Origin of the sequence: Natronoflexus pectinivorans, assembly GCF_004345615.1 — a bacterium.
In the GTDB taxonomy this organism is placed as follows: Bacteria; Bacteroidota; Bacteroidia; order Bacteroidales; family Marinilabiliaceae; genus Natronoflexus; species Natronoflexus pectinivorans.
The window spans coordinates 180,731-187,042 of the sequence record NZ_SLWK01000008.1 but is presented as its reverse complement, the minus strand read 5'-3'; the positions used below and the strand labels follow the sequence as shown (position 1 = coordinate 187,042).

Here is a 6,312-nt window from a genome sequence, read left to right as displayed (position 1 = left end):
AAACAGACCTAATTTAGTGTCCGGATGTTTCCGGAATGACTGTCCGGATAATCCCGGATTAGCTGTCCGGATAATTCCAGAACGCATGTCCGGATGCCTCCGGATTTTGCATAAGGTCACCGGTCATTATCAAACTAATAACGATGAGCATTAAAGTCAGCCATAAAAGAAATATAGTTTATATATTAGCTTAGGAATAAATATTATTACATTAACGCTAAGAAACATCACGCAAAGGAACTATGATCTATATTGATAAACAAATTTCATAGATGGGTAATGGAGAATAAAAAAGGTGACCAAATGGCCACCTTTTTTTTAAATCTAAATTACAGTTGCTCTTAAATTCTAGTAGAGTTCGGTAATTGTATATGTCTCAGTAAACCAGCCAAAACTACCTGCAGCAACAGTAAACTGTCGATCGAAAACGAACATATTACTTTCTGCATCATAATATGTATAGTCGACATCGGGATCGGTATTTGTACTTACCATGCCATGTGTTGGATGTACATAACCTGATTGCTGAGTATAAAATCCGGAAGCATTTCGTGTACCACCAGGAAGAATTTCCTCTCCACCATCCCAAGCAAACATGTAATGGAAACCATCTGCATAAAGACTTGGCAAACGGTACATTTCAAGTATTTCAGAGTACTGAAGAACTTGCTCCCATTCGGCATCAAAAAAATCAGAAAAATATACACCGTTGGCATATGGACTCCAATCAGACTGAAGTACAGTAAGCATGAAGTTTGGAGTTCCATCCATTTCAATATAAGGATTAGTATGAACTTCATCAATTCTGATTTCGGCCCGATACTCAACAAATACTTCAAGATTATCAAAACCTACTTCAAATGTCACCTCTGATTCACCTGCAGCAAATGTAACGCTGCTAGGAATAGTGAAAACACCAGAGAGATCTAACACCTCGAAGTTTACAGTTAAAGCGCCAGCCGTTTCAACCCTTGAAATGGTAACGTTCACACTGTTATCTACAGGCAATACTTCATATTTTGCTGGTTCATCATTTGCAAAATAAACTTTTGCAGCATTGGGATTTGGCACAAAAGATGGTTCTCTGTCTGGAATATCATCTGAACATGCAGAAGCAAACAGTACCAAAATCCCAGTTAAGAAACTTAATATTATATTATGTCGTTTCATATAACACTAATTAATACGTTAAACAAATTAAGCAAGCCAATTAATCAGTAATTGGATCAGAAAGGCCAGCACCGGCACCAATGGTAGGTTGAGAGCCTCCTGAATTATTATCTCCTTCAGAAATACCTCTGTTGGAGTTTATTTCTCTTAGAGGAATTCTCAATAGCAACCAAGGATCTCCAGCAGCCATGTTAAATCTCATCACTTCAGGATAGTTCGTCTGTATGCGATCATTAAAGCGAACAAGATTTTGATTCAGTCGCATTAAATCAAAGAAGCTAAAACCTTCTCCCCATAACTCGACCCTTCTTTGTTTCCAAATTTCCATTCTAAAATCCTGAGCGCCTGATGCTGTAACTGTATACTCAGGGTTTCGGTAATTACGGATAAAATCTTCAAGAAGAGCTGCTCCCGCTGGCACATCACCTCCCATAGCCAGAGCTTCAGCTTCAATTAGAAGCATCTCTTCTGAACGCATTAAAACCCAATCAGATGCATTATCGGTATTACCGATTACATTGTTATTTGCTGCAAACTTGATATTGGTGTAAGGAAGGAAAGGCATTTTCACTTCTGAAATACTCAATGGTCCAATTGGGTCGTCAGGAAAACCAGGCCATCTTAAGTTTTCAAGAATAGGTGACTCAAGATTTGCATCAACCCACCAGCCTTTACGAACATCAGAATCAGGAATTTTAGACCATAACAAATTATTAATACTCTTATACTGTCCTACGTTAGCTGTGTAGCTGTTATCGACAAAAGAGCTTAATTTTGAAGGCCAGTTTACGTAGTTAGATGGTATATTTATGGGATTAATAATTACACCCCACATCCAGTTTGGCGCAGATACTGAATTGAATCCAGGTTGAGCTGCCTCAGACAGGCTCAGAAATGGGAATCCTGCTCGTGCGGTAGCGGCATCACTTGCCGCCTGCTGCCAGTTACCCATAACTAAATTAACTCGAGCACGAATACCATACGCGACCTGTTGATTAACAGCATTTTTATTTGGTCTCTGGAATCCTTCAAGTAATGGAATCGCTGCATTCAGGTCATTCATAATTAATTCATACACCTCACGAACAGTTGCTCGTGGGTTCTCGATTGGCTCTTCCTCCATATCATGAGTAATGATAGGTACAGCTGGCTTATCTTCGTTACCAAGATAAGTGAATTGGTACATCTGAACTAAATGAAAATAGTCAAATGCACGAACAGCGAGAGCTTGCCCTTTATAATACAACAACTCTTGAGACTCTGTATCTTCAGGAATAGCTGACAAAAGGTCATTAGCCAATTTAATTTGGTTATAGAAGAATGCCCAACGAATATAAGGGCTGGCAAAAGTATAATTTCTATCCTGAAATCTACCAGGTGTCCCAAACCAGTTAAAACCTGCATCTGGACTTACCATGTCAGGACCATTATGATCCAAAGCAAGAGTGATAGAGGGATACCCATAATCATCATGCCTCTCATTCGACGGTAATACAGGGAATTGTGCTCCCATAATAGCATACATCCCATTTAAATCTGCAGATAACCTTTCGGGTAATAACTCTGCAACCTCTGCTTTTTGAGCTTCAGTTAAAATGGATCCTTCTGGAGCTGTATCTAGGTCATCTACACAGGATACCATTAATGGCAGTCCTATCAACAACAACAGGAATTTATTTAATATATTTTTCATAATACTCATATTTAAAATTGTTCAGCTTAAAAAGTTACCGAAATACCACCTGATAATGTGCGCAAAGCTGAGTAATTATGGCTTCCAACAGATTGCCAGTTAATACCTCCAAAATCCTGACGAGGATCCAGACCTTTACGAGAAGTTAACAATGCAACATTATCTCCGGCAAAATAAATTCGAGCGCTACCCAGATTTAAATAATCAGTAATCTGACGAGGTAAAGTATATCCTACTGTAATATTGTTTATACTTAAATAGTCAGAACTTTGAAGGAATCTCGATGAATGCATTTGACGGTTATCGTCACTTGCATTTAACCTTGGGACATTACTATTTGGGTTATCAAATGACCATGCGTCAAGAATGTCCTTATGCCAATTAATCCCTGCTTCATCACCACCATGCATTAAGGACTGATAAGTACCATCAAATACTTTTCCTCCCAATTGATAACCAAAAGCAAGAGAGACATCGAAACCATAAAACTCCATTGAAGTTCCAAATCCTCCGTAAACTTTAGGTAAAGTACTACCCATGTTAACTTGATAAGTTTCGGTATAAACATCAGTTACAGTTCTGTTGCCATTATCATCTAGGATGTAGTCGCTTGTACTGCTATCAACCATGTAATATAATGCCTTACCAGTTGCCGGATCAACACCCGCATAATGCCTTAAGAATGAATCATATAAAGACCCTCCCACAGAGATAATACGTGTAGCCATTTTTATACCATCCTCTCGAACAGCTTCTGCAAGATCTAACACTTCATTTTTATAATGCGTAGCATTCAGGTTTAAACGCCAGTGAAAGTTAGGTAAGTTAACCAATGTAGCTGCAAGATCAACTTCAACTCCTTTGTTTATAACTTCACCAACGTTCATTGGAATGGTAGAATAACCTAATGATTCTGGTACTGGTTGATAATATAGAAGGTCGCTGGTTTTGCGTTGGAAATACTCTACACTACCAACAAGCCTGTCGCGAAACATAGAAAACTCTATACCTGTATTAAAACTATGCGATGTTTCCCATGTTATATCACGGTTACCCTTATAATGTAGTCGGGTTGCGAAATCTCCATCTGCATTAAACACCTCATATTGATCAAGGTATGGATAATAGTTTGGATTACCTTGGAAAATAAGATTATCATTACCCTGCATACCGTAACTGGCTTTTAATTTCAACAAATCTAGCCAGCCGCCCAAACCTAAATTAGTAAAAAAGTTCTCTCTACTAATTAACCAAGCTGCTCCAATACTTCCAAAATTACCCCACTGGTTATCAGGGTGGAATCTTGATGAAGCGTCTCTACGGAAAGAACTCGAAACAAAAATTCTTCCTTCATAGTCATACTGAACTCGTCCCAGGAAACCATGAGTCTGGTAATAATCAGTATAAGAATCAATATCAGGACTATCGTGAATTGAGTTTCCAATTTCTCCAACATTTGGATTATACAACTTACGATTAAATATATCAAGTCTTTGCATCTTTAAATCGTATGTTTCATAACCTGCCAAAAGGTCAATATTGTGTCGGTTATCAATATCGAACCTGTAAGTCATTAAGTACTGTTGAGTAACACCAAAAGTCCGGTCATGTCTTACCCGCACCTGACCATCATCACTAGCAGCTCCACCATAAAATGGATTATAAAGACGGGAAGTACGCTGGTTTCTTACGTTCACACCAATATTTGTATTAAACTGAAGTCCCTCGTAAAGATCAATCTGGGCATACCATCTACTATTTAAAACATCAGTTAACGCATTGTGTGAGTTTAATTTCATGGTAATCCCGGGATTCGATAGTCCCATAAAAGGACGACTGAAATTAGTGGTTGATCCGAAATCATAAACTGTAATTCCCCGTTCATCCTTCATAATGGTTCCGTCAGGATTTCTAACATACATTGGGTATATTGGAGCCATTAAGTTAGATGTATAGAACAGGTTACCCGAAGACCCCCAAGTGGTTTGTCCCGGAGGAGCCTGAATGTTATAGTTAGTATAACCAACATTGGCGCCAACTTTAAGCCAATCTTTTGCCTGATAATCTGTAGATGAACGAACAGTATATCTGGTAAAACCTGAGCCATCTATAATACCACTATCATCCAAATAACCCGCAGAGATAAAATAATTCATCTTATCAGTTGATCCAGAAACAGATACATTATGCTCCTTTCTTAAATTTCCAGTGTCGAACAATTCTTTATACCAATCATCTGGAGTATAGTAATATTGGCCATCGGTATAACCAAGAGTAGCATTTGGATTCAGTTTAAAATTGGTTCCAACAAGGTATTCTCCTTCAGGAATAGTGTAAACCTGATATCCTAAACCTCCCTGATTGGGGTCAAGTAAGTTGTTTTGAGCAAAAGCATGTGCAGCTGCAGCTGATTGTCCAGCATAGATACGACTGTTATACAAACTCCTGTAAAAAGTTTCATAATACATAGCCGGATCTGTCATAACATCATATTGTGGTACTCCGCGAGAGTTTACTCCCCAACGACTATCTACAGTTACGACTGCATCACCACGACGTCCTTGCTTAGTTGTTATAATAACTACACCATTTGCGCCGCGCGCACCGTAAATTGCACTTGCGGCAGCATCTTTCAAGACAGAAATACTTTCAATATCCTGAGAATTTATGGCAGCAATGTTGCCTTCGAAAGGCATACCATCAACAATATACAGTGGTGCATTACTTGCACTCATTGATCCAATACCACGAATTCGTATATTAGCTGCCGAACCAGGCTGTCCGGAAGAACTTGTTGCCTGTACACCAGCCACCTGCCCAGCAAGAGCTTGTGTTATGTTGGATACCTGACGTCTTGAAATTTCACGGGAATCAACTACTGCGGCCGATCCTGTAAAAGCTTGTCTGGTAGCGGTACCATAAGCAACTACTACAACCTCATCCATGGCAATCGCACCACTTCGTAATGCAATGTCAATAATACTTCTGCCAGCAATATTTTCTCTCAAAGTTTCCATACCTACAAATGAGAACACCAAAACTTCGGCATCCTGAGGTACGTTAAGAGAATAAGATCCATCTACCTGTGTTACGGTACCGATGGTAGTACCTTCCACAAATACTGATGCTCCCGGGATAGGCATCCCGTCATCACTTCCTGTGACTGTTCCTGTAATGGTTCGTGTTTGTGCAAACAGTGCACTTATCCCGAATACCATTACGAACGAAAGTGCCAAAAGAACTTTCTTCATAAAGTTAAAGGTTTAAAATTAATAATAGGACAATTAAAATATTATAATATGCTTTTGAGAACAATCATAATCTTTAATCATAACTTAATTACAAAATGAAAATGAGTTGTTCAAACTAAATCGGGTTTAATTGACAAGGGTTAAAGCTCCTACTTGCAAATATCTAAAAGAATAAATCAGATATACTAAAAGTAATAA

Annotated in this window: 3 protein-coding genes; all 3 read right to left on the bottom strand. The window is 38.6% G+C overall.

Features of this window, described 5'->3' with window-relative positions:
* Positions 1–348 precede the first annotated feature (348 nt).
* From EV194_RS11605 to EV194_RS11595, 3 genes are read right to left on the bottom strand one after another with little or no spacing between them, the layout of a single operon-like run.
* A complete protein-coding gene (locus EV194_RS11605; RefSeq protein WP_132434205.1) occupies positions 349–1,170 on the bottom strand; it encodes a hypothetical protein in 822 nt (273 codons plus the stop codon).
* A 40-nt stretch (positions 1,171–1,210) separates the two neighbouring features.
* Positions 1,211–2,863, bottom strand: a complete 1,653-nt coding sequence (locus EV194_RS11600) for a RagB/SusD family nutrient uptake outer membrane protein (protein ID WP_132434204.1) — start codon at positions 2,861–2,863, stop codon at positions 1,211–1,213.
* A gap of 26 nt (positions 2,864–2,889) precedes the next feature.
* Positions 2,890–6,114, bottom strand: coding sequence for a SusC/RagA family TonB-linked outer membrane protein (locus EV194_RS11595; protein ID WP_132434203.1), 3,225 nt, complete (start codon positions 6,112–6,114; stop codon positions 2,890–2,892).
* Positions 6,115–6,312 lie beyond the last annotated feature (198 nt).